We start from the raw sequence: 22735 nt of genomic DNA, 5'->3' as shown, positions 1-22735 counted from the left end.
TGGTATAGAGCATGTAAACACAACCTGTTATTTGATTCTTTAGGATGATATAGCGTATTTTAGAGACACGTTTGGTGATTTAGTATCACTAAGTGGCTTTAACAACTAGCCACCTAACATGGATAAATTAGTAGTGATACCCGTATTACCTTGGTGTAAAAGGTGAGTTGGTTTTTTGGTCTTAATATAACGAGATAACAATGCCATTAATTCACTGTTTGAACTGTCGTTCATATATTCTCTTAGCGAAATACCCTCTTCAGAAAACAGACACAAGTGCAGATTTCCTTTAGCTGTAACCCTTAATCGATTACAGGTACTACAAAAGTCGTTGCTGTAAGGCATGATCAAACCAATTCTGCCTTGATAATCAGGGTGGGCAAACTCTTGAGCAGGACCTGCTGATGCACTACGCGCAACTTGCTGCCAACCCGTTTGTAATAACTGAGTTTTTAAAACTTGCCCAGAAACATGGTTAGCATCAAAAAAGGCTTTGTTGTCGTTTGTTTGCATCAATTCTATAAAGCGGATGGTAACGGGACGGTGTTTAACCCAATTTAAAAATGTATCAAACTCTTTTGCGTTGTATTGCTTCATCAGCACGCTGTTTATTTTTACCGAATCAATACCCGTTTCAAGCGCAGTATCAATACCTTTCATTACTGAGGTAAATTTGTCATGCCCAGTAATGGTGTTAAACATGCGTGAATCTAAGCTATCAATACTTACATTAATGGCGTTTAAGCCTGCATCTACCCAGTCATGAATATTCTTATGAAGGGAAAAACCATTCGTAGTCATTGCAATTTTTTTTATGCCCGCGACATCTTTTGCCGCGCGAACAACATCTATAAAGTCTTTACGAAGAGTTGGCTCTCCGCCAGTGATCCTTACTTTTTCGATACCATGGTGTGCAAACGCTTTAAGCGTGTTGCTAATTTCATCAATTGTGAGAAAGCCACGGTCATGACCGCCCTGATAACCATCTGGTAAACAATAAACACACTTAAAATTACATACATCAGTAATAGACAAACGTAAGTAACTAAACTCTCGCCCTGTTGGGTCGATTAGCATAAATAAACCTTAACTAATATCAACAAGTAATAACAACCTAATACCAATTTGCAATAATACTTAATCATTTAATTAAGCAAATTGGTATAAACAACGCTACTTATTGATACATAAATAATAATTACATAAATATATTTAATAACTAAAAGGGGCAGCTTAAAGCATACCCCCTTTAGTTATTTTTGTTTTACGCTTCTAAGCCTTTTTTAAGTTCGCTTGGCTTCATTGGTAGGTCACGTAAACGCACGCCTACTGCATTAAACACAGCATTACCAATAGCAGGAGCGACCCCTATAACGCCAGGTTCGCCTAAACCAACTGGAAACTCATCACTTTGTAAAAATTCAATGTCAATATCTGGCACATCTTGCATTCTTAGCGGTAAGTAAGTATTAAAGTTAGTCGCTGATACCTGTCCATCTTTATACGTATTTGATTCATGCAATGCAAGGCTGCTGCCCCATAGTAACGACCCTTCAATTTGCGCCAGTGCGCCATCAGGGTGAACTATTAAGCCCGCATCTACAACAACATAGAGCTTTTTAAGCGTTATTTTACCACTATCACGGTTAGCGTGAACATGCGCTGCGGTTGCAAGCCATGCTGGCATGGTACGTTCTTGCCCTGAGCTTACAGAAAAACCAATGCCCTCATCTTTAGCTAATTTAACAGAAGCTACTTTATCAGACACCGTTTTAAGCACATTACGTAAGCGCAGTGCTCCACCAACGCTCTCAGGTGCTTTACCCGCTTGCTTGCCTTTACCGTCTAACATTTCAATTCTAAATTGAACTGGATCTTTGCCTTGCTTATGGGCAATTTCATCAATAAACGACTCAAGGCTCCATGCAATCCAGCCAGGCCCTACTGAACGTAACCAACCAGGAGTAAAGGTGCTTTGTGCAACTTCGTTATTAATAGCACGTGCACGATGACTGCTCATGCTGTACCAATGATCAGCGCCCGATGCCGAAAATGCATCAAATTTACCTTTACCATCCACACCCGGTGATAAAAACCCTGGTGCCATTGCTTTAGTAGGCCAACCTGCAGCAAATGCATGCTCTAAACCAGTAAAAGTACCGTTTTTATCAAACGACGCCGTCATTTTTGCAGCAGATGCAGAACGAGACTGATCGAATAAACTATCGTCTGCTCGTGTAAATACCAGTTTTACTGGTTTACCTACTGCTTTTGCAGTTAGAGCTGCAGGTACAGTCCAATCACCAAATAATCGACGACCAAAACCACCACCTAAATAGTAAGGACGAATAATTACTTTGTTTTGTTCTATTTCGAGTGCTTTAGCAAGCGCAGGTAACGTAAGTGACTGCCATTGGTTACCAGTATGAATAATCCAATTTCCGTCTTTAAATTCTGCAACCGCATTTAATGGCTCTAGCTGATAATGACTCGCTGTCGCTGTGGTATACATTGATTCTAACGACTCACTGGCGTCTGCTTGGGTTTTCTTTATATCGCCTTGATCAACAAATAAAGTACCCGAGTCGCGTTGCTCGCATAATCGCTTACCTTCTTTTTGAATATCAGCTTCAGATATATTTGCTGACTCACCCTTTTTGTAACTCACCTTTAAAGCATCTACTGCTTTAATGGCACTTGGGTAACTATCAGCTAATACAACAACCCAGCCTTGCACTGTGTTACTAGGGTCATTTAAAATTTCATAGCCTTTGTAACCTTTAATAGCTTTTGCTGCACTATCGTCAACGTTTGTTACTGTACTGCCATAACGGGTTGGCGGTATTACTGGTCGCGCGTACAGCATGCCTTCAACTTCTACATCTATCCCATATACTGCGGTGCCATTTGTTTTGGCTGGTATATCAAGCGCTTTAAAGTCTTGTTTAAGCCCAGTTAAATGACGTTTATTAGCAGGTTTTAGTGGAAGGTTTGCAACTTCATCGCTGGTAAATGTACGATTAAACTCGCCTTTTTTAACTATGTCAGCGTAACTAACCGATTTTTCGCCTGCAATAATATAGCCCTTTTCAGCACGACATTTGTCTGCAGGCACGCCGAGCATTTTAGCTCCAGCTTCTATTAATGCAATTCGACCCGCAGCACCGGCTTGAGATAATGGCTTAAAGCTTTGAAATACAGACCACGAACCTCCCGTTACCATAAAGCCCCATTTTTCATGGGTATCTACGTAGGTAATTGATACTTTATCCCAATCACATTCAAGCTCATCAGCCACAATACGCGCAAGAGCAGTACCAATATGTTGACCCATTTCAGCTTTTGCAATACTCACTTCTACGGCGCCGTTGGTGCTCATAGTCCACCAAATGGTTGGTGAGAAAGCCTGTTGCGCAATTGATTCTTTTGCACTGACCGAACCCGAAAATAACGCAGGGGCAAACGCCATGACTAAACCTGCGCTAGCAGTGCCAATCATAAACGAGCGACGATTTAAATTAACGGTTTCGCTATTTTTTTGAAATAATTTTTTCATTATCGGCTCCAGTTAAGCGTCTTGTGCATTTGGATCAAATATATTTACTACACTTTGTGACTCATCTGCAGCGCGTTGAATAGCAGTTTTAATACGTTTATAAGCCATACAGCGACAGTAGTTACCATTCATATGGCTTACTATTTCTTCATCTGAAGGACTTGGATTAGCTGCCAGTAATGTAGCAGCTTGCATTATTTGCCCCGACTGACAGTAACCGCACTGTGGTACTTGCTCTTCAACCCATGCTTTTTGAAGTGGGTGTTCGTTATTAAGCCCTTCAATTGTGGTAATGTTTTTTCCTGCAATTGCGCCAATTGGTAAAACACATGAGCGAGTTGCTTGCCCATCTAAATGCACCGTACACGCACCACACATTGCAATACCGCAACCAAACTTCGTACCTTTTAATCCAATTTCATCACGAATAACCCATAACAATGGTGTATCTTCACTTGCGTGTGATTCAACCACCTTGCCATTAATTGTAAACGTCACCATAGCTTGCCCCTTGATTAAGCTTTATAACCTGCGTTTAAATTATTTAATTTAAACGCAGGTTATAACAGTTAAGATTGTTGTAACTACTAATCCATAACACATATAGTTACCGCATCAGCTACATTAACAGCTAAATACCATAACCACTGCACTAAAGCGTTAGCGCAGCTAAAACTTATTTCGCCCTACTACTACTTTTTCACTCATTTTTAGCTATAAAATTACTTAGCTGCTTTTGAGTATCTATGTCTAAACTCGCACTATGTAAACTAATTGTATTGACGACCTCACTGCTGGAGCGCAGTAATTGCTGTGCACCTCTATCTGAAGTTAAGCTTGTAAGCTGAGATAAATCAACTGCTGGGAATATAGCGGGTACGCCTAAACGCTCACCATAGTTTGCGCACCAGCGCGATGGATTACGTGTAAAACCAGTAACTAGCTCACTTAAGTGCGCTACTTTTAGCTCAACCTGATCCGCGAGCATAAATAAAACCCCATCAAAGGACTTATTTTTAAACACTGTTTGAGAAGCTATCGCGATTGAATTACCTAAACCTTGGCTCCATTGCTTGTTCTCAATGAGCTCTATGTTTTTATAACCTGCCAGTGCTTGTGATACTTCTTTATGCCATGCCCCGGTAACTACATACACCGGCGTGTCATCAAGTGCTTGAAGTGTATTTACTGCATGCTCAATCATTGTTTTGCCAAACCCGATATCAGCCGTTAATTTACAGCCGTTAAAGCGAGATGATTGACCTGCGGCTAAAACAACTTTTGCAATTAGCACGCCTCTTGCCCCCAATGGCTTAGCGATTGGGCGTTTTTGTCACACAGCACTGCATGTATTTCACTGATCAGCGATAGTGCAATACTCTCTGGCGAGTCGCCGCCTAAATTTAAACCGACAGGCCCAAAAACAGGAGACTTTATTTGTGAAACACGCGTATTTGCGTGCTCTAAAACTTGTTCACGTCTGTGCTTAGGACCCAATAACCCTATGTATTTAAACGGAACATCTTTAAATTGAGCCAACGTATTCGCGTCGAGCTCAACGCTGTGAGCCATTAAAATAGCAGCATCTACTTTATTAGTTATGCAATATTCTTTTAACTCACTCGGTGTGATGCGCAAAATAGCATCAGCATTTTTAAAATATTGCCTTTTTGCATTGGCAGCACGTGTATCCCATACAGTTACACTCCAACCAAGTTGTTTGGCAAATGTATAAACCGGAACTGCATCGGCCCCACCACCCACTATTAATAAATGAGGAGGCGGATAAATAGAAGTTTGCAAGCACGTAGCGCCTTGTAATTCTACCAACTGCGCTTTGCGGTTCATTGATAAACCATGTAACTCATCATTTTGCGTAAATACACCACTACCGGCTGGCAAAATGGGGCTTACTTGTTGAAGGTATCGCCCTGGTTTATTCTCATTAAGTGCTTTAGATACAAGCTCTAACTGTAAATAGTCATTAGCCTTGTGGATGGGCTGCAATAAAATGTGTACTATGCCCCCACAACCAATGCCAAGTTGAAATGTTAAATCGTCTTCGTCGGTAGCATCATAACTGATGGTTTTACTGGTTAAAGTACTCATTACTTGTTTAGCGTGGCGCTGTATGTCAGCTTCTAAACAGCCACCCGAAAGCATCCCCAAGCGCTCGCCTAGGCTCGAAATAAGCATCATAGCCCCTAGTTTTCTGTAGCTAGAGCCTTCAATTTTGTACAAAGTAGCTAAAACCCATTCTTGGTTGTCCCTATTGAGATGCCAAGTGTTTAAGATACTTTTCAAATCTGTAACCATATATTGCCCTTTAAAAAGCATTTTTTGCGTTTAAAAACAAACCAGCCTAAACAGCTAATTTAAAACTTAATAATTCACGCACAATTTAGTTTTCTATTATATCGTTTAAGGTCTCAATTAACTCATCAAATTGATCATTAACACTTTGGCGTTGTTTATCATTTAGAGTTAGGTTTAATTTGTAGAGTAAATTTATATATAAATTTAAGTTTACTTCATTGCTTTTCAATAGCGCGTTGCTCATATAAAGTTCGCGCTCTTCAATAACCGTACTTAACTGATTTATAAATTCTTTTTTTGTAATTTCAGCATTTGTAAATACCTGTTTGGCTGCATTCAAACGGTTTTGCTTGTACTCTAACCACAGCGCTCCTGAGTCTTGATGTTGCTCATTAGTCGATTTAATCAGCGCTTTTTGTTGTTTATTAAGCTTGCCTATCCACTGCTCGTAGTATTCAAATTGCTCTTCTAAACGCTCACTTTTTCGCTCAAGCGGGGTTTGTTCGTTAAACTCTTCGCGTTCGTCGTTAATTTTTATTTGGATATTGTTTAAAAGCTCACCTCTTTGCTCACTTGATAAGGTTGCCCCAAGCTCAGCTAAAGGCAGCTTTGCGTATCCAAGTAGGTTCTGCCAATGTTGTTTTGCAAGCACAACCTGTGTTTTTAATTGTTTAGCCTCCAATGTTTGGTTAAACAATACTTTTATATTTTGTATGTCTTGTCTGTAGGCGGGTAACTGGGTAGTTCGGTGCCAATTTTGTGTTGTTGTAATTATGTTTTTTAGCTGTGTATTTTGCTTTTTATTTAAATCAACATAATCGTCAACCCAAAACGATGAAAGCCAACTCAAATTATTGTAAGTAAAAGATGCCGAACAACTACATAAAAACAACATACTTACAGCAAGGCATATCTGTTTTAGTTTTTTTGCTTTGAAATTATTAAGCATAACTTTCTCTATTATTTATATTGTGGCGAAGCTCAAAACTCATTTGATAATAATTATCATTTAAGTATTGACTTGCATTTAGATCTAACTGATAATCGTTCGCACAAACACAGTGTAACGACCTCAGTGCCTACGGAAGAATATTCAGCAAGGATGCTGACACATTAAAAGAAGAGCGTGCCGCTTCGTGTTATTACTTACTCGACCCAAGTAATAACATCAAATATCATATTTACTTGCTACATTGCTCATATTAGTGACGGTTAATATGACTCAAAAAAGCCCTAACGGGCTTTTTTTATTTCTTTAAATTTTCTATAAAATCTGTATCTTACACTTCTTAAACTCGTTTACTTACCTTAAAAGTCCACCGCGCTGTTATTTACATTTTATACGCACGATCTGATAAGGTATCGCCTTGCGTTTGCGCTAAAGCTGGCGTAAAACATAACAGTAGACACCCTTTTTTGCATCTATTTATAATAACCGATTTAGTCTCTACTTAAATGCATTGAGTATTAAACGTTTAAAATGCGCAAATAGTGCAAAAATTTAATAATTTAGCATTTAACTAAAGTCTGTTTACCTGTCGGGATTAAAACTTGTTCTATTTAGGCGCTATTTAATCGCGGCAAGATATACTGGCCCTAAAACCTATCGTAACTATTACTAATTGGAGACATTAATATGTCACAGTTTAATTTGAAAGCACTCGTTCTTGCTGGCGTTTTACTTGCCAGCCCTTTCGCTCATGCAACATTAGAAGATGGCATAAGAGCAGCTAACGAAGGTGAATTTGCAGTCGCCCTAAAAGAATTTCAATACCTTGCCGATAAAGGTTTTGCGCCAGGAATTTACGAACTAGCTAAATTATACGAAGGTGGATACGGTGTAACACGCGATTACCGCAAGGCAGCTGCGCTTTATCAACAAGGCGTTAAAAAGAACCATCCGGATTCAATGTTTGCGTTAGCTGTTTTATACGACGAAGGTAAAGGCGTAAAGCTTGATCACCAAATGGCTGTTACCTTATTTGAAAAAGCAGCCAATAAAAACCTGCCTGCGGCTCAGTTTAATTTAGGTGTAATGTATTCCAATGGCGTGGGCGTTACGCGAGATTATGAAGCGGCACGCAACTGGTACGAAAAAGCAGCTGCAAACAATTACTCTTTAGCACAATTCAATTTAGCCCTCATGTATTTTGAAGGGCTAGGTATGCCAAAAGATTTAGTAAAGTCATACATTTGGAATACTATCGCTGAGTACAACGGCAATATGCAAGCGAGTCATAGCCGCAAACTTGATGAGCGTAAAATGCTGCCTAAAGAAATTGAAGAAGCTAAAGAAAAAGCCGATGCCATTTATGCAAAAATACAAGTGGGTACTTATGCTGGCGAAGGTCGCTTATTTTAAAGTTTAAGACTCTTAAGAGTTTAAGACCTTAACCTTAGTTTGAAACTAATCTAAAAAGGCTGAATTACATAACGTAATTCAGCCTTTTTAATATCTTGATTTAGCAAGTTCAAAATCTATTCAACTTTACAAAATCAACATACTCTTATTTTATGTAAAGCCACTTTAGTAGCTTAATAAGAAGTTTGCTTTGTTTTAGCAGCATAACAATACGAGGATTAAACGAGCCCGATACTAACGTGTTTTTAGCATGGCTAAACGTTAAAAACCCTTCTATGCTATGATAATGCCCCATTCCTGAATGCCCTACACCACCGAAAGGGGCATCGTCAGCAGTTACTTGCACTAACGTATCGTTTATCGCCACAGTGCCACTGATTGTTTGCTTCATAATATATTCTTGAGCGTGCTTATCTTGCCCTAAAATATAAAGCGCTAACGGGTGGTGATGGGCTTTAATATAGTCAATTGCGCTGTCGAGCTTGTCATAACTCATTATTGGTAGTATTGGGCCAAATAGCTCATCTTGCATAAGCTGCATTTCGTCAGTAACTTGAGTCACTAAGTGCAGCCCCATACGATGTTTTTGCTCATCTTGCTGGTTTTGCTCAAGTGGCTTAATAATGTTTGCGCCAAGCTCTTGGGCTTGCTCTAAGTAGGTTGCTAAACGTTTATAGTGTGCATCGCTAATAATAGAAGTTAAGTTTTTACCTTCAACACCGTCTTTAAAATGCTTTTTATACAGCTCACATAATTGCTGAACCAGCTGATGCTCAAGCGCTTTGGGTACAAATACGTAATCGGGTGCTACACATATTTGCCCTGCGTTGGCCATTTTTCCAAACAGTAAAGCTTGTGCCGCTTTTTTAATATCGGCATTTTGCGTAATAATAACTGGCGATTTACCACCGAGCTCAAGCGTTACCGGCGTTAAATTACGACTCGCTGACGCCATTACTAATTTACCAACGGCCGATGACCCCGTAAATAATAAATGAGCAAATGGCAGTGATGAAAACTGCGCGGCTACGTCGCTACCGCCTTGTATTATTTTGCAATGCGCTTGCATGTCGTCTTTAAATATTTTTTCGATAACGGCGTTTGTGTGAGGTGTAAACTCGCTTAATTTGAGCATAACTCTATTACCAGCAGCTATGGCGGTAAGCACAGGTACTAACGCTAACTGAATAGGGTAATTCCACGGTGCAATAATACCAACCACACCTTTAGGTTGGTAATTAACACTTACTTTTGAAGGCCACAAGCTTAAACCCACAGAGCGATTACTTGGCTTTGCCCATTTTGGTAGCTTTTTGATAATGTGCGCGAGTGTTTGAACCGTAGGTAATATATCGCCAAGTAGAGTATCGAAAGCGGTTCTGTAACCAAAGTCTTTTGAAGCAGCATCCACTAGCTCTTGCTCAAGTTCAACAATACGTACACGGAGTTTTTTTAATAAAACGAGACGTTTATCAATTGGCAAGTAAGGTGTTTCGAGAAAGCTTTTTTGCAATTCATCAAATTGAGGAATTAAAGGCATTGCCTGTGATGTGTCGGTGCTCAAAATAGATTACTCAATTTTTAAAGTTACCGCAGACTATAACCTTGTTCTGTTTTTCGAGCAATAACACTAATTTGCTTGAAAGCGTAATATATAACTTGAGTTTTTAAGGGTAAATCTACCCTAAGCAACTCTTTTGAACACTAATGGCGTGAATTTAACTGAAATAGATTGGATATAAAGAGTAGCTTTGCTTTAAGTTATAACTTTAAACAAAACTACTCTGATATAGGTTGGTTGGAACTAATTTAGTACAGTTTTAAAAGCCAAATACTTGCGCTGCGATAGTCATTGTCACTAGCGTAATTAATACAATGGCGACAATATTTAGCACAAAGCCGGCTCTTATCATGTCGCGCATTTGAATTTGCCCTGAGCCAAACACAATAGCGTTTGGTGGTGTCGCTACCGGCATCATGAACGCACAACTACACGCTATAGCTGCAGGAATAACCCAAACTAAAGGCGAACCTGTTATAGACTCTGCAACGGGTCCTAACAAAGGAAGAAAGCCAGCTGCAGTCGCTGTATTGCTAGTGATCTCAGTTAAAAATGTAATTAATGCCACAACAACAAGTACACTCATAACAAGTGGAATGGCACTAGCGCCTTCAATTAGGTGAGCAATAAATTCAGCAAGCCCTGATGACTTAATTTGAGATGCAAGTGTAAGCCCGCCACCAAATAATAATAAAACGCCCCACGGCACTTTAGCTGCGCTTTCCCAATCAAGAATACGTTCGTCACTGCCTTTGTTTGCAGGCAAAACAAATAGTAATAATGCAGCGGCAATCGCAATACCCGTATCAGAAATTTTAAGCCCTGTTATGTCGCCAAGTATAGGTCTAAATATCCAACACAGTGCTGCTAAAACAAACACAAATAACACGCCTTTTTCGGCACGTTGCATTATACCTAGGCTTTTTAGCTGCGTTGAAAACACCGCTTTTGTATCAATTTTTTGATCGTTTTTAACATTAGCATCTACTTTATACGCAAATTTGGTAAGCCAAACCCAACTAATAATAAGCATACTTAAAGACAGTGGTACGCCTACAATCATCCACTGAGCAAAGCCTATTTCAATTTGGTAACTGTCAGATAGGTATGCAGCCATTAATGCATTAGGCGGTGTACCAATTAAAGTAGCAATACCACCAATGCTTGCACCATAAGCAATTGATAGTAGCAATGCTTTGCCAAACCCTTCATTACTTGGGTCTGATTGCTTAACCAAATTGGTAATTGAAAGTGCAATAGGTAGCATCATTACGGCTGTTGCGGTATTAGACATCCACATCGACAAAAATGCAGTTACAAGCATCATTGCTAAAATTTGCAAACTTGGCTTTTTACCCGCATATAACATGGTGCTAAGCGCTATACGTTTATGTAACCCCCATCGCTCCATAGCGATAGAGATTAAAAATCCGCCTAAAAATAAAAATATTAGCGGGTGCGCATACGGTGCAGCCACACTTTTTATGGCTTCTATATCAGCAAGTGGTGATATTACCAAAGGAAGCAAAGCTGTTGCTGGAATTGGCACTACTTCACTTACCCACCACGATGCCATCCAAAATGCTAAGCCTGCTGTTTTAAATGCAGCAACCGACATACCCTCAGGTGGGTTTACTAGACAGGTAAGCAACATAACGCTTGGGCCCAGTAATAGCCAAAACCATTGCATACTCTGTTTTTTAGGAGAATTGTTTTTTAAAATTTGTTGAGTCATTACTTTTCCTAAAATTTATATTTAAGACCAAGCGCAACACTGCTGTCGTCTTGTTCTTCTAAATTAAGATCGGTATATAAAAGATAAGCTGTAGTTTGCTTATCAAATACATAATCAAGGCCTGTACTCCATTGCGTTGCCTCAGATGCTTGACGAAGAGTTGAGTCATCCTTTGCAAATTGAATTTTTGGCACCCACTTATCAAGTGTATAACTGGCACTTAATACGTAACCATTGCCCGACTTACTGCCATCTACTGATTCTGAATGCTGGTACAGCGCACCAAGTTGTAATTGTTCGAACTTATAAACACCGGCAATTCTACTTGCAGTAATATTATTAAGTGAATCAACATGGCTTAACGATAAGTAATATGAAGTACTTTTTAAATTACGATCACCATAAATAAGCGTAGCAGCAAAACCTGCTTCATTATCTTTATTATCGTCTTTAGGAGCGTAGGTAAATGAAAACTGCGTATTATGCCAATAGTTTGAGGTGTAAGTTATAGTATCACCGAGGCGATCTTGGCCTGCTATAACCTGTGCCATATCGGCTTGAGTTTCGTTAAAGTTATCGAGTTTACCTTCAGAATATTTAAAACGAGTGTCGTTACGACCTACAACAACTTCACCAAACGCGCCTTTTAAACCTAAGTAAGTATTACGTGCTGTGAAAGGTTCTTGCGTATCATCTTCTTCAAAACCTTTAACTTGTACCTCATATTTAAAAACAGCACTTAAATATTCGTTAAGTTTATGATCGCCCTTAATACCAATACGCGAGTATGGCGCTTCAATTTGAGTACCCTCTTCGGCATAACGCATTATGCCCGTATCAGTACTGGCAATTTGTACTTCAGCTTTACCGTATACAGCGTACTCTGCAGCAAAAGATGTGTGTGAAAATGTAGCTAAGCAACCATAGGATAGAAATAAAATACAGGTGTGTGTAGTTTTTGTCATCGTGTGCCCTAATTATTAGAATCTACTTGTTGTAGCGCTTATAACGCAACTTTACTGCCAAGTTTATAAAAGCAATATATTTCAATAACTTACTAAAGCAAATCGTTTGATTTAAATAAAAACGTGTGAATTACCACACATAAGAAAGTGGGTCTTGTCACCAAACCCACACATTTAGTCAGTAAACATATCTCTATTAAGATTGTATTTACTCATTTTATCGTAAAGTGTTTTACGAGCAATTTGCAGTGTTTCCATGGTATTTTTAATACTGCCGTGGTTTTGCTCAAGCGCGTACTCAATAAGTGACTGCTCATAAAAAGAGACTTTTTCAGATAAACTTAAATCGGGAGATAAGCCACCTAATTGTTGTGTTTTAACTTCAGCAAAGGCAAGTTCGGCACCAAGTAATACAGCTCGCTCTGCTTGATTTCTTAGCTCTCTCACATTGCCCGGCCAGTCATAGGCAACTAACCGCTGTTGTATTTCGTAATTTACTGCCGCCGGCGGCTTATGATAGCGAGTTGCAGCAATAGAGCTAAAGTGTTTAAACAAAAGTAATATGTCAGCTTTTCGCTCTCGTAATGGCGGAATATTAACGTTAACCAAACTAAGTCTGTAGTATAAATCAGCTCTAAAATCACCCTTTTCAACTAACGCAAGTAAGTCTACTTTTGTAGCTGCAACAATTCTGATGTCTAAATCAATTGCTTTGTTATCGCCTACAGGTGTTACTTTTCGCTCTTCTAATACGCGTAATAACTTAATTTGCAGTGCCATTGGAGTGCTTTCTATTTCATCTAAAAAGACCGTACCACCTTGTGCATATTCAAACTTACCTTTTCGACTTTGAGTAGCCCCTGTATAGGCACCACTTGCTGCACCAAACAATTCGCTTTCTATTAACTGCTCTGGTACTGCGCCACAATTAATAGCAACAAAATTACAGCTAGAGCGATTACTCTGATCGTGTAGATACCGCGCTACAAGTTCTTTACCTGTGCCAGTTTCACCTTCAATCATTACATCGGTTGGGGTATCTATAATTGTGTTTAATAAGTGCATCATGTGTTGCATTTTAGGTGTGTCACCTAGTATGCGTACACCTGGGGCTGAGGTTTTCTGTACAGCCACTTTTAATGCGCGGTTCTCCATAACAAGGCTTCGTTTGTCGCACGCTCGTGCTATGCAATCAAGAAGATGTTCGTTAACTGGTTTTTCAAATAAATCATACGCACCTAATTGCATCGCTTTAACTGCTATCGATACATCAGCGTAACCAGTTAAAAATATTACAGGGAGCTCACTATCAAAAGCCGTTATTTGCTCTAAAAGCGTTAAGCCATCCATGTTCGGCATATTTATATCGCTCAGCACAACTCCAGCAAAGCGCCTATTGAGTTTGCTAAGAGCGGTACTTGCGTCATTAAAGCACTCAACGGCGTATCCTTCGAGAGTGAGCAATTGCTTTAAAGAGTCTCTGATCATTGCTTCATCATCAATGACTATTATGTGATTACATGGGGAGCTATCAATCATCTTTATTTTCCTGCCTGTTAGAGAGGCTAATTATAAATTCAGCCCCGCCTTCAACTCGATTGTGCGCGCTCAAACAACCATTAAACGAATCTATTATTTGTTTTGATATAGATAAACCAAGGCCTAAACCTTTACTTGATTTAGTACTATAAAAAGGTTCAAATAAATTACCAAATGCATGTTGCTCAATACCAGAGCCAGTATCTAAAATCGACAGTTTTACTCGCTCTTCAAAACACTCCAGCTGAAAACTTAAGTTACGAATAATTGCGCCATTCATAGCTTGGCTAGCATTAGTAATTAAATTAACGAGTACTTGTTCAAATTTAAGCGAATCGACCCACACAACGACTGTTTCATCAAACTGAGGTGGCTCTACTTGTACGTTATCTTGCTTTAACTGCGCGCTAGAAATCATTAATGCGTTATTAACAAGCCCTGCAAGAGGGTAAGGTCTGAGCTGCATTTTTGAAGGTTTACTAAAATGCTTTAACTGACCTACAATTTGGTGCACTCGATTAACTAATCCCTCAATCACTACTAAGCTTTCACCAAGTGCTGAAGTATTTCCTTTAGCTAATAAACGCTTTGCCGAAGCTAAATAAGTATTAATAGCACTGAGCGGCTGGTTTATTTCGTGGTTGATTCCTGCACTTAGCTGCCCTATTGTGGCCAGCTTAGCAGATTGCACTAACGCTACTTGTGCTTTTTCAAGCTCTTGAGTTCGCTCAATTACTTTTGCCTCAAGGCTATGTCTTGAATATAAAAGTTTTTTATAGCCAGCAAAACGAGCCAGTAAGCTATATCCTATAATAGTTACTAAACCGTAAATGATGCTTGCCCAAAATAACCGAGGTAATTGAGCCGGATTTACAGAGGTTACATCAACAAGCACATACATATTTGCGCTAAAATAACGCAATGGTTTGGCTGCGCTAACATACAGCTTATTGTCTATTTTATAATGCATTACACCTTCACTAGTATATTGAAATTGCTCAATATAAGTAGGTTGGTGATCTAAATACGCTCTACGTAATTTGATGTTACGGCGCTGTGTTATATCAAACTTACGAAAACTATTTAAACGCCAGGCTTGCACATCCGACATAGCAATAACGTCATCAGCAAGCTGCAAGTAAAAATGACTCGCCATTGATGTGTTTAAAAGCTCTCTATCATTTTCAAATTTACTCACATTCACCTTTAAAACCACAACACCTACGGCTTTCTTTTCATGGTAGATAGCTTGTGAAAAGTAAATCCCTCGCTCTTTTGAACGCATACCTAAGGCAAAATATGCCACTTTTTCGCCTGCAAAAGCACGTTTAAAATAAGGTCTAAATGCAAAGTTACTACCTAAGAAGGTGTTATCGACTTGCCAATTGCTACTTGCGGTTACTTCACCTTGCGTATTAAGTACGAATATATCAGAGGACCCACTTGCCTGTTGGATGTCGGCTAAATAATTATTAATAGCGTTGTAGTGTTGGTGCTCACCACTTACAAAATCAATCATTAACAGATTATAAGTAAGCAGTTGTGGGATAGCAGAAAAACGAACTAACTCAGTATCAATATAATTATTTAATTGAGTGACTTGACCCTGTGCTTGCACAGTTGCTTTATCAATATCATGAGCACGGCCTACCCAGAATGTTACAACTAAAATTAATATCAATAATAAACCTACTGCAATTATTCTTTTAGAAAACGAAAACATGGCCTGCCCGAAAATAGCCTAAAGAATTTAAGGCCGGTAGTGTAACGACTTATATGATCCAGCGATATAAAATTTTTGTTAACAAAAGCATTTAATTACCCTTGTAAACTAAATTTAATCCTAAAAGCAAAAAACACCGCAAACAGTTATGTTTGCAGTGTTTAAAATGTAGAACAAAACTAATACGTTATTAATTTGTAGCTAAAGTTGATCTGTTTTTTAGGTATTTGTATAAACCGATTAATGACGCGGCTATCCAAAATATTTCAATCACAAAGCTCGCTAAATTAAAGTTATAGCAAAGGCTAATTAACAATAAAATCGCCCCTGTTAAATTCATCATATTATACGTTAGGCTGGCTGGAGACGTTTTACCTAGTTGCAACAAAAAAAATGAACCAACTACTAAAAAAGTGCCTGTCATACCTATGATGTCAAATAAGAGTGCTATCACGAAACTATCCTTTATGCATTTTTAAATAACCCAAAAAACTGGCCCGATCCATGGGGAGGGTATTTTTTCATTCATTGAAACAGCAAACCGGGCGATTCTATCAATATGGTAAATTCTAACAAGGCCATATGTCCGCATACAAAAGCCTTTATACTAATTCGCTTAATTAAGTATTATTGTGGGTTGGTATTACTTCACACAGCTTATTTAAAGGTTACTTTACCACCAATTATTTTATAGGCAGGCGCACCGCGAATAATCGCTTCTCGGGCAAATGGCCGGCTACAGTTAGGGCAAATACAAGCCTCTGTTGTAAAGTCTTGGCTAATACGCTCTTTAAAGCACTTAATTAATGTTCCTTTTCCCCCTTTTCGATATTTAAATAAAGAGGCTTTACAAGCAGAGCAAAAAATATCAACCGTTTTAGTAGGGCCTTTTTTGTTGGGTTTTGCCATTACGTCCTGCGGTATTATATAAAGAGTAATTAGCAATTATATCAGTTTAGATGGGTAAAGGTTACCACCTCTGACTTAGAATTTAGATACGGCAGACTTAATCTATAAAGGCCCATTACATATAACCTTTATAAAATAAACACATCCTAATCTTTAAAAAAGAAGCGATTTAACTGAGATGACAATACATTCATATTAAAAGGTTTGACTATAAATCCTGATACTTTAGCTGCAATAACTTGCTTAACTTTATCTGTACTGTCTTCACAAGTAACCATTAAAACGGGAATATCAGCGAGTTCTTTATCTTTTCGAATGTTAGTAAGTAAACTAACTCCATCCATTTTTGGCATATGAAGGTCAGTAATAACCAAATCGAAATGCTGGTTGCGCAGAAATACCAAAGCTTGCAATCCATCAGTTGCTTCAACGATATTGCTATACTCTAGTTTTCTAAGCATATTAATTAATACGTGTCGCATGAGTGGCATATCATCAACAACTAATATTTTCATTAGTTTCTTTACCAAATTGTATAATGGGATTATATAAAACTACTCTACTCGTAGATAAGGATCAAATTTGGATTTGCTGATTATTTAAATCTTACGGCCATACCCCTAAAATGAGCCCCATCAACGAAAATTGTAAAATATGGTACCCCCCGTTAATTAAAAAAAGCTTTAGAGGGCGTTGCTCAAATATATAACTCAATCCAAATGAACTACTGATCCAAAAAAAGCCGATCACAAAGCCGGTTCCTATACTTTCACCTACGCTTGCATCCTTACCTAAAAAAAGAGATAGCATTAAAGCCGCTATAAAAACTAAAAAAAAACTGCCACCAAATATCAACTTAGGGTTAGCCGATTGTAAATCCAGATCAGTTAAGCCAATACTTTCTAGCCATGCATTTTTAAAGAGAGCTTTTGAATACCATATACCGCCAAGCATAAAAGAAGATAGTGCAGCGACTAGTACCGCAAAGTAATCAACATCTAAAAGGTTCATACAAACAGCCGTATACAAAATGTGTAATACCGTTGTGAATAAACACTCACGGTATAAAGATACTCCCAATGTAGTTATAAATAGGATATTGAGCAAATGCCTTAACTTGAATTAATTTTTTGTATAGAAGGTAATTATAAAAATAAAATTTATAAATCGCCAAATTTTGCATTGGTCAATAAGGCTAAATCAGTTGGCGAGAGTGCTATTTCTAAGCCTCTTTTTCCGGCGCTCACATAAATAGTGTCAAAGAGAGAAGCACTGCTATGAATAAACGTAGCTAGACGTTTTTTTTGTCCAAGCGGACTCACCCCTCCTAAAATATAACCAGTACTAACTTGTACTTTTTGTGGGGCAGCCATAATTACTTTTTTAGCACCACATAGTTTAGCTAACTGTTTTAAATTAACTTGTTGAGATACAGGCGTAACAGCAACAATCAGTTGCCCTTCATGTGTTTCAAGTACTAAGGTTTTAAATACTTGTGCACTGTCTAAATTTAACTTTTCAACGGCTTCAAGCCCGTAGTGGCTATTACTCTTATCGTGCTCATAACTGAGTACTTCAAAGGTTTTTTTTTGCTTTTTAAGTAGATCTATTGCTGGTGTCATGCTGTTTCATCTTTTTTATTCACAGTAACAAAAATTAAGTTTAAAGCAAAAAAAACGACGCTAAAAGCGTCGTTTTTGGGTTCATAATAATTTAAATTTATTTAGTTAAATCATCAAAAAACTTTTTAACACCGTCAAAAAAGCCTTGCTCTTTAGGACGGTTTTTAGAGCTATCTGTGCCCATGCTTTCATCTAACTCTTGAAGTAGTTCACGTTGACGCTCGTTAAGATTAACTGGCGTTTCGATTACCACTTTACAAATTAGATCGCCTTGTGCACCACTGCGTACAGACTTAACACCTTTGCCACGCATACGGAACATTTTGCCCGTTTGAGTTTCAGACGGTATTTTAAGTTTTGCACGACCATCAAGTGTTGGAACCTGAATTTCGCCACCAAGGCCTGCGGTAGTAAAGCTAATTGGTACTTCACAATATAAATTATTCGCTTCACGTACAAATATTTCATGTTCACGAACCGATACTTGCACGTACAAGTCGCCCGACGGCGCGCCATGCATTCCGGCTTCGCCTTCACCCGTTAAGCGAATACGGTCGCCTGTATCTACGCCCGCTGGAATTTTAACTGAAAGCGTTTTAGTTTTTTCTACGCGGCCTTGTCCATGACAACTGTTACAAGGGTCTGAAATAATTTGACCTTGTCCCTGACACGTTGGACACGTTTGCTGAACAGCAAAGAAACCTTGGCGCATTTGCACCTGGCCAGCACCATGACATGTAGTACATGTTTTAGGCTTAGAACCCGCTTTAGCACCACTGCCATCACATGGCTCACAACCAACCCATGTAGGTACTTTAATTTCAACTTCTTTACCACGAACAGCTTCTTCTAAGCTTAAGTCCATGTTGTAACGTAAATCAGATCCACGTTGTTGACGAGATTGACGTCGACCACCGCCGCCACCAAAAATATCGCCAAATACATCGCCAAATACATCACCAAAGTCGCCATGTCCGCCACCAAAACCACCGTGACCACCACCGCCACCTTGCTCGAAGGCTGCGTGACCATGTTGGTCATACATTTGACGTTTTTGATCATCGGTTAGTATTTCGTACGCTTCTTTAACTTCTTTAAATTTTATTTCGAGATCTTTATCGCCTGCGGTACGATCTGGATGATATTTCATCGCTAAGCGTTTATACGCTTTTTTTATGTCTCGCTCACTCGCATCTTTGCTTACGCCGAGGACTTCGTAATAATCGCGTTTTGACATATCTATCACACTACTCTTTTCTGTTTGCAGCGTAAGCTGCAGGATAAATCGATAAATCGCATCGATTTATCATTGAATTTTTAAACCTTGAATACATGCAAAAGGCGCGACAAGCTATTGCTCGCGCGCCTCAATTGTTCATCCTAACCTAAGCGCCTAACTGAGTTAAGTACTTTTGGTTAGCGAGAAGCGTTAGCAACAATTACTTGTCGTCTTTCACTTCTTCGAACTCTGCATCAACAACGTCATCATCTTGCTTAGTTGACTGTTGCTCGCCTGCGTCTGCTGAACCTTGCTGTGCTTTCGCTTGAGCAATTTCCATCAGTTTTTGAGACTTTTCAGCAAGAGCTTGAGTTTTAGCTTCAATCTCTTCTTTATTGTCGCTCTTAATTGCAGCTTCTAAATCTACAACAGCAGCTTCAATTGCTTCTTTGTCTTCGTTTGGTAATGCATCGCCAGCTTCTTCTACTTGCTTACGTGTACCGTGAACTAAAGCGTCAGCTTGGTTACGAGCAGCTACAAGTTCTTCAAACTTTTTATCGTCTTCAGCATGTGCTTCTGCATCACGAACCATCGCTTCAATTTCGTCATCGCTTAAGCCTGAAGATGCTTGAATCGTAATTTTTTGCTCTTTACCTGTATCTTTATCTTTCGCAGATACATGTAAGATACCATCGGCATCAACATCAAATGTTACTTCGATTTGTGGTGTACCACGTTGTGCTGGACGAATACCTTCTAGGTTAAATTGACCTAGAGATTTATTGTCGCTTGAACGTTTACGCTCACCTTGAAGTACATGGATTGTTACAGCAGATTGATTATCTTCAGCTGTTGAGAACGTTTGCGATTTCTTAGTAGGAATCGTTGTGTTTTTCTCAATCAATGCAGTCATTACTGAACCCATTGTCTCAATACCTAGAGATAATGGAGAAACGTCTAGTAATAGTACATCTTTAACATCACCAGCAAGTACACCACCTTGAATCGCTGCGCCTACGGCTACTGCTTCATCAGGGTTAACATCTTTACGAGGCTCTTTACCGAAGAACTCTGCAACGATTTTTTGTACTAAAGGCATACGTGTTTGACCACCAACAAGAATAATGTCGTTGATGTCGCTTACTGATAAATCAGCATCAGCAAGTGCACGTTTAAGTGGCTCAATTGTTTTAGTTACTAAATCTTCAACTAGTGACTCAAGCTTAGCACGTGTTAGTTTCACGTTCATGTGCTTAGGACCCGATGCATCAGCAGTTACATACGGAAGGTTTACTTCTGTAGACTGTGCAGATGAAAGTTCAATTTTTGCTTTTTCAGCAGCTTCTTTAACACGTTGCATTGCAAGTGGATCATTTTTAAGGTCTAAGCCTTGATCTTTCTTGAATTCAGCTACTAAGTAGTTGATTACGCGGTTATCGAAATCTTCACCACCTAAGTGAGTGTCGCCGTTTGTAGCAAGTACTTCAAAAGTGTGCTCGCCTTCAACTTCATCAATCTCAATGATTGATAAATCGAAAGTACCGCCACCTAAGTCATATACTGCAACTACGTTTTCGCCACGGTTTTTATCCATACCGTAAGCAAGTGCCGCAGCAGTTGGCTCATTGATAATACGTTTAACTTCAAGACCCGCAATACGACCAGCATCTTTCGTAGCTTGACGTTGTGAATCGTTAAAGTATGCAGGTACTGTGATTACGGCTTCAGTTACTTCTTCACCTAAGAAGTCTTCAGCTGTTTTCTTCATTTTTTTCAGTACTTCAGCAGAAATTTGTGGTGCAGCGCGTTTTTCGCCGCCCGCTTCTACCCATGCATCACCGTTGTCGGCTTTAACAATTTTAAACGGCATGATGCCGATATCGCGTTGTACTTCTTCGTCTTCAAAACGACGACCAATTAAACGCTTAATTGCAAATAATGTGTTTGTCGGGTTAGTAACCGCTTGACGTTTAGCAGATTGACCTACTAATGTTTCACCGTCTTGCGTATAAGCAATAATAGACGGGGTTGTGCGATCGCCTTCCGCATTTTCAATAACACGTGCTTTGCCACCATCAAGTACTGCAACACAAGAGTTTGTAGTACCTAAATCGATTCCAATAATTTTACCCATGAAACTTCTCCAACTTCAATATTCGTTAATACGTTCGATGACATAGTAAATAGGGATGCGCCAAACTTATTTCAACTGTAAAAATGAAAAAAAATTCATTTTTTATGATTTATTTACAAAATAACCCTAATAATTGTAAGGAATGGTGATTTTTACGCCGCAGGAGTCGCTTTTAATTACTAGTCTGACCAGTTTGATTGTGTTATAAATTTATTAAATCGCACTATAAAAGGACATCTTCTATGCATTTTGAACAATTACTTCTCCAAGCTTCAAAAATTGGAAATTTAGACAATACCGAACAATCAACTAACACAATGCAATTCCCAGAAAACTGGTGCCAAGGCAGAACTGCTTTTGGTGGGCTTTCGGCTGCGCTGTTATATCAAGCAATCAGAGGCAAGGTAACGGGTGATCGTCGCTTACTTTCACTCAGTACTAATTTTGTAGGGCCTTTACTTGCCGATACTCCTTTTTCGTTGTCGGTTGAAATACTACGCCAAGGTAAAAGTAGCACACAGGTACTCGCCAAAGCGATTCAAAATGAACAAGTGTGCGTAATTGTACAAGCGTGTTTTGCTAAAAGTAGAGAGTCAGGTATTAATGTACCTGTTTCAAAATCTTTGGGTTTAAAGCCAGTAGATAAGCGCCATACATTACCTTTTATAAAAGGTCAGATGCCTGAATTTTTCCAACATGTTGATTTATGCCCCCAACAAGGTGCTATGCCATTTAGTAGTGCAGAAACTTCTCACTTAGGTGGCTGGATGCGGTTTAAACATACACCCGAGCAAATAACTGAAGCCCATGTGATTGCACTTACCGATGCATGGCCGCCAACACTTTTACAAATGTTCAAACAACCTGCGCCGGCAAGTAGTATGTCGTGGTATTTAGAGTTTGTACAAGAGCCAAATTTAACTCCTGGAGAATGGCTTGGCTTTGAAGCAATCACTCATCATTCAAAAGATGGTTACGGTTTAGAAGATGGCTGTATATGGTCGCAGTCGGGTGAGCTAATAGCGCTTACACGTCAAACAGTGGCGTTATTTGACTAAAAGTATGGCCAAACAATATTAAATTGTTTAGCCATT

The 22735-nt window shown here is 39.0% G+C and carries 20 protein-coding genes; 2 read left to right on the top strand and 18 right to left on the bottom strand.

The window, feature by feature from the left end; genetic code table 11:
• Nucleotides 1-105: 105 nt before the first annotated feature.
• The 6 genes from moaA to GQR54_RS08685 form a co-directional block, all read right to left on the bottom strand.
• Complete coding sequence (gene moaA, locus GQR54_RS08710) at nt 106-1077, bottom strand: GTP 3',8-cyclase MoaA (protein ID WP_007582018.1); 972 nt, start codon at nt 1075-1077, stop codon at nt 106-108.
• 187 nt (nt 1078-1264) lie between these two features.
• The gene (locus tag GQR54_RS08705; RefSeq protein ID WP_166377209.1) at nt 1265-3556 is read right to left on the bottom strand and encodes a molybdopterin cofactor-binding domain-containing protein; all 2292 of its coding nucleotides are present in this window, start codon (nt 3554-3556) and stop codon (nt 1265-1267) included.
• A gap of 12 nt (nt 3557-3568) precedes the next feature.
• Complete coding sequence (locus tag GQR54_RS08700; protein ID WP_007582016.1) at nt 3569-4057, bottom strand: (2Fe-2S)-binding protein; 489 nt, start codon at nt 4055-4057, stop codon at nt 3569-3571.
• Between the two features lie 199 nt (nt 4058-4256).
• Entirely contained in the window at nt 4257-4850 is a 594-nt protein-coding gene (locus GQR54_RS08695; RefSeq protein ID WP_010553929.1) for a nucleotidyltransferase family protein, read from the bottom strand.
• Nucleotides 4844-5872: an XdhC/CoxI family protein gene (locus GQR54_RS08690; protein ID WP_166377207.1), complete on the bottom strand. Its 1029-nt coding sequence runs from the start codon at nt 5870-5872 to the stop codon at nt 4844-4846. The genes GQR54_RS08695 and GQR54_RS08690 overlap by 7 nt, the downstream gene beginning before the upstream one ends.
• Before the next feature lie 85 nt (nt 5873-5957).
• Complete coding sequence (locus tag GQR54_RS08685) at nt 5958-6821, bottom strand: DUF6279 family lipoprotein (RefSeq protein WP_166377205.1); 864 nt, start codon at nt 6819-6821, stop codon at nt 5958-5960.
• A 687-nt stretch (nt 6822-7508) separates the two neighbouring features.
• On the opposite strand from GQR54_RS08685, the gene GQR54_RS08680 reads away from it, so the two are divergent.
• Nucleotides 7509-8234 carry a tetratricopeptide repeat protein gene (locus tag GQR54_RS08680; RefSeq protein ID WP_166377203.1) on the top strand — a complete coding sequence of 242 codons (726 nt, stop codon included), beginning with the start codon at nt 7509-7511 and terminating at the stop codon, nt 8232-8234.
• 145 nt (nt 8235-8379) lie between these two features.
• Here the strand turns inward: GQR54_RS08680 and GQR54_RS08675 are convergent, their stop codons facing one another.
• The 12 genes from GQR54_RS08675 to dnaK all read right to left on the bottom strand — a co-directional run bounded on the left by GQR54_RS08675 (nt 8380) and on the right by dnaK (nt 21641).
• The gene (locus GQR54_RS08675; RefSeq protein ID WP_197193042.1) at nt 8380-9798 is read right to left on the bottom strand and encodes a coniferyl aldehyde dehydrogenase; all 1419 of its coding nucleotides are present in this window, start codon (nt 9796-9798) and stop codon (nt 8380-8382) included.
• Nucleotides 9799-10054: 256 nt separating this feature from the next.
• Nucleotides 10055-11530, bottom strand: coding sequence for an SLC13 family permease (locus GQR54_RS08670; protein WP_024593159.1), 1476 nt, complete (start codon nt 11528-11530; stop codon nt 10055-10057).
• Nucleotides 11531-11538: 8 nt separating this feature from the next.
• A complete protein-coding gene (locus GQR54_RS08665) occupies nt 11539-12495 on the bottom strand; it encodes a porin (RefSeq protein ID WP_166377201.1) in 957 nt (318 codons plus the stop codon).
• A 174-nt stretch (nt 12496-12669) separates the two neighbouring features.
• Complete coding sequence (locus tag GQR54_RS08660; protein WP_166377199.1) at nt 12670-14034, bottom strand: sigma-54 dependent transcriptional regulator; 1365 nt, start codon at nt 14032-14034, stop codon at nt 12670-12672.
• On the bottom strand, nt 14027-15757 hold the full coding sequence (locus tag GQR54_RS08655) for an ATP-binding protein (RefSeq protein WP_166377197.1): 1731 nt from the start codon (nt 15755-15757) through the stop codon (nt 14027-14029). Before GQR54_RS08655 ends, GQR54_RS08660 begins: the two co-directional genes overlap by 8 nt.
• Before the next feature lie 190 nt (nt 15758-15947).
• Entirely contained in the window at nt 15948-16211 is a 264-nt protein-coding gene (locus GQR54_RS19575) for a hypothetical protein (protein WP_166420050.1), read from the bottom strand.
• 203 nt (nt 16212-16414) lie between these two features.
• A complete protein-coding gene (locus GQR54_RS08650; protein WP_165729466.1) occupies nt 16415-16666 on the bottom strand; it encodes a hypothetical protein in 252 nt (83 codons plus the stop codon).
• A 146-nt stretch (nt 16667-16812) separates the two neighbouring features.
• Entirely contained in the window at nt 16813-17181 is a 369-nt protein-coding gene (locus tag GQR54_RS08645) for a response regulator (RefSeq protein WP_010553939.1), read from the bottom strand.
• Between the two features lie 91 nt (nt 17182-17272).
• Nucleotides 17273-17677: a DUF1761 domain-containing protein gene (locus GQR54_RS08640; protein ID WP_166377195.1), complete on the bottom strand. Its 405-nt coding sequence runs from the start codon at nt 17675-17677 to the stop codon at nt 17273-17275.
• Nucleotides 17678-17826: 149 nt separating this feature from the next.
• The gene (gene ybaK / locus GQR54_RS08635) at nt 17827-18288 is read right to left on the bottom strand and encodes a Cys-tRNA(Pro) deacylase (RefSeq protein WP_166377193.1); all 462 of its coding nucleotides are present in this window, start codon (nt 18286-18288) and stop codon (nt 17827-17829) included.
• Between the two features lie 97 nt (nt 18289-18385).
• Nucleotides 18386-19525, bottom strand: a complete 1140-nt coding sequence (gene dnaJ / locus GQR54_RS08630) for a molecular chaperone DnaJ (RefSeq protein ID WP_010553942.1) — start codon at nt 19523-19525, stop codon at nt 18386-18388.
• Nucleotides 19526-19727: 202 nt separating this feature from the next.
• A complete protein-coding gene (gene dnaK / locus GQR54_RS08625) occupies nt 19728-21641 on the bottom strand; it encodes a molecular chaperone DnaK (protein ID WP_024591803.1) in 1914 nt (637 codons plus the stop codon).
• Nucleotides 21642-21883: 242 nt separating this feature from the next.
• Between dnaK and GQR54_RS08620 the strand changes: the two genes are divergently transcribed.
• Nucleotides 21884-22699 carry a thioesterase family protein gene (locus GQR54_RS08620; RefSeq protein ID WP_166377191.1) on the top strand — a complete coding sequence of 272 codons (816 nt, stop codon included), beginning with the start codon at nt 21884-21886 and terminating at the stop codon, nt 22697-22699.
• Nucleotides 22700-22735: the final 36 nt, after the last annotated feature.

The organism is Pseudoalteromonas sp. Z9A4 (assembly GCF_011378845.1).
Taxonomy (GTDB): Bacteria; Pseudomonadota; Gammaproteobacteria; order Enterobacterales; family Alteromonadaceae; genus Pseudoalteromonas; species Pseudoalteromonas arctica.
This window is presented reverse-complemented; position numbering and strand designations above follow the sequence as displayed.

Excerpts from the sequence above, each read along its gene's own strand:
- GQR54_RS08660 (WP_166377199.1), bottom strand. The coding sequence starts at position 14,034 with ATGATTGATAGCTCCCCATGTAATCACATAATAGTCATTGATGATGAA.
- ybaK (WP_166377193.1), bottom strand. The coding sequence starts at position 18,288 with ATGACACCAGCAATAGATCTACTTAAAAAGCAAAAAAAAACCTTTGAA.
- GQR54_RS08680 (WP_166377203.1), top strand. The coding sequence starts at position 7,509 with ATGTCACAGTTTAATTTGAAAGCACTCGTTCTTGCTGGCGTTTTACTT.
- GQR54_RS08690 (WP_166377207.1), bottom strand. The coding sequence starts at position 5,872 with ATGGTTACAGATTTGAAAAGTATCTTAAACACTTGGCATCTCAATAGG.
- GQR54_RS08700 (WP_007582016.1), bottom strand. The coding sequence starts at position 4,057 with ATGGTGACGTTTACAATTAATGGCAAGGTGGTTGAATCACACGCAAGT.
- GQR54_RS08705 (WP_166377209.1), bottom strand. The coding sequence starts at position 3,556 with ATGAAAAAATTATTTCAAAAAAATAGCGAAACCGTTAATTTAAATCGT.
- dnaJ (WP_010553942.1), bottom strand. The coding sequence starts at position 19,525 with ATGTCAAAACGCGATTATTACGAAGTCCTCGGCGTAAGCAAAGATGCG.
- GQR54_RS08655 (WP_166377197.1), bottom strand. The coding sequence starts at position 15,757 with ATGTTTTCGTTTTCTAAAAGAATAATTGCAGTAGGTTTATTATTGATA.
- GQR54_RS08685 (WP_166377205.1), bottom strand. The coding sequence starts at position 6,821 with ATGCTTAATAATTTCAAAGCAAAAAAACTAAAACAGATATGCCTTGCT.
- GQR54_RS08640 (WP_166377195.1), bottom strand. The coding sequence starts at position 17,677 with ATGAACCTTTTAGATGTTGATTACTTTGCGGTACTAGTCGCTGCACTA.
- moaA (WP_007582018.1), bottom strand. The coding sequence starts at position 1,077 with ATGCTAATCGACCCAACAGGGCGAGAGTTTAGTTACTTACGTTTGTCT.
- GQR54_RS08645 (WP_010553939.1), bottom strand. The coding sequence starts at position 17,181 with ATGAAAATATTAGTTGTTGATGATATGCCACTCATGCGACACGTATTA.
- GQR54_RS08670 (WP_024593159.1), bottom strand. The coding sequence starts at position 11,530 with ATGACTCAACAAATTTTAAAAAACAATTCTCCTAAAAAACAGAGTATG.
- GQR54_RS08665 (WP_166377201.1), bottom strand. The coding sequence starts at position 12,495 with ATGACAAAAACTACACACACCTGTATTTTATTTCTATCCTATGGTTGC.
- GQR54_RS08620 (WP_166377191.1), top strand. The coding sequence starts at position 21,884 with ATGCATTTTGAACAATTACTTCTCCAAGCTTCAAAAATTGGAAATTTA.
- GQR54_RS08650 (WP_165729466.1), bottom strand. The coding sequence starts at position 16,666 with ATGGCAAAACCCAACAAAAAAGGCCCTACTAAAACGGTTGATATTTTT.
- dnaK (WP_024591803.1), bottom strand. The coding sequence starts at position 21,641 with ATGGGTAAAATTATTGGAATCGATTTAGGTACTACAAACTCTTGTGTT.